At 73.0% G+C, this 1908-nt stretch carries 1 protein-coding gene; it reads right to left on the bottom strand.

The features are described 5' to 3' along the window. Nucleotides 1-176: 176 nt before the first annotated feature. The coding region (gene cobT / locus GXP76_RS35335; RefSeq protein ID WP_242575708.1) for a nicotinate-nucleotide--dimethylbenzimidazole phosphoribosyltransferase at nucleotides 177-1908 on the bottom strand (1732 nt) is incomplete at its 5' end.

Here is a 1908-nt window from a genome sequence, read left to right as displayed (position 1 = left end):
CCGTGGCCCGTCACCCGGTGGCAGCGGTGGCCGCCCCCTCGGGTCCGGGCGGCGGGGCATCTCCCCTACCCGCCCCTTCCCGGAACCGGGGCTCCGCCCCGGACCCCGCTCCTCGAACGCCGGAGGGGCTGGGATCGGCCACCGCCGAAACGCCGGAGGGGCTGAGACTGCGCGGGCTACTTCTCCGTCACACCCGCCGAGTCGAACGTCGCCACCTCGTGCATCGCGCGCGCCGCGCTCTGGACCACCGGGAGCGCCAGCAGGGCGCCGGTGCCCTCGCCCAGGCGGAGGTCCAGATCGACCAGGGGCCGCAGACCCAGCTTGTTGAGCGCGGCCACATGGCCCGGTTCGGCGCTGCGGTGACCCGCGATGCACGCGGCCAGCGCCTCGGGGGCGATGGCCCGCGCGACGAGGGCCGCCGCTCCCGCGCTCACGCCGTCGAGGACGACCGGGGTTCGCAGCGAGGCGCCGCCCAGCAGGAAGCCGACGAGCGCCGCCTGTTCCAGGCCGCCGAAGGCCGCGAGGACGCCGATCGGGTCGGCGGGGTCGGGCCGGTGGAGTTCGAGACCGCGGCGCACGACATCGATTTTGCGCGCGTGCATCTCGTCGTTGATGCCCGTGCCGCGTCCGGTGACCTCGGCGGGGTCGGCGTCCGTGTAGACCGAGATCAGCGCGGCGCAGGCCGTGGTGTTGGCGATGCCCATCTCGCCGGTGAGCAGGCCCTTGTTGCCGGCCGCCACCAGATCACGGGCGGTCTCGATGCCGACGTCGATCGCGGCCAGCACCTCTTCGCGGGTCAGCGCGGGCCCGGTCGTGAAGTCGGCGGTGCCCGCGCGGACCTTCCGGGGCAACAGGCCGGGTGTGGCGGGCAGTTCGCCCGCGACACCGACGTCGATGACACAGACCTCGGCGCCGACCTGGTTGGCGAAGGCGTTGCAGACCGCGCCCCCGCCGAGGAAGTTGGCGACCATCTGCGCCGTCACTTCCTGGGGCCAGTGGGTGACGCCCTGCGCGTGCACACCGTGGTCGCCCGCGAAGACCGCGACGGCGGCGGGCTCGGGGATCGGCGGCGGGCACTTCCGGGACAGACCGCTGAGCTGCGCGGAGATGATCTCCAGCATGCCGAGCGCCCCGGCGGGCTTCGTCATCCGCTTCTGGCGTTCCCACGCCTCGCCGAGCGCCTTGGCGTCCAGGGGGCGGATTCCGGCGATCGTCTCCTTGAGGAGGTCGTGCGGTTCCTCACCGGGCAGGGCGCGGCGGCCGTACGTCTCCTCGTGCACGACCCAGGACAGCGGACGGCGCTTGGACCAGCCCGCCTGCGCCAGCTCGGGCTCCTCCGGGAACTCGTCGACGTAGCCGACGCACAGATACGCCACGACGTCGAGGTGTTCGGGCAGGCCGAGCGCGCGGACCATCTCACGCTCGTCGAAGAAGCTGACCCAGCCGACGCCGAGTCCTTCGGCGCGGGCGGCGAGCCACAGGTTCTCGACGGCGAGGGCGGAGGAGTACGGCGCCATCTGCGGCTGCGTGTGACGGCCGAGGGTGTGCCGGCCGCCGCGCGTCGGGTCGGCCGTGACGACGATGTTCACCGGTGTGTCGAGGATGGCCTCGATCTTCAGTTCCTTGAACTGCTTGGCCCGGCCCTTGGGAAGGGACTTGGCGAAGGCGTCGCGCTGGCGCTGGGCTAGTTCGTGCATCGTCTGCCGGGTCTCGGCGGAACGGATGACGACGAAGTCCCAGGGCTGCGAGTGGCCGACGCTGGGGGCGGTGTGCGCGGCTTCGAGGACGCGCAGCAACACCTCGTGCGGGATCGGGTCGGAGCGGAAGCCGTTACGGATGTCGCGCCGTTCGCGCATCACGCGCAGGACGGCCTCGCGCTCGGCGTCGTCGTAGCCGGGGGCGGGGGGT

It is taken from the genome of Streptomyces sp. NP-1717, assembly GCF_022695985.1.
Classification (GTDB): Bacteria; Actinomycetota; Actinomycetes; order Streptomycetales; family Streptomycetaceae; genus Streptomyces.
Note: the sequence above shows the minus strand (reverse complement) of the source record. Positions and strands in the feature narration are given on the sequence as shown.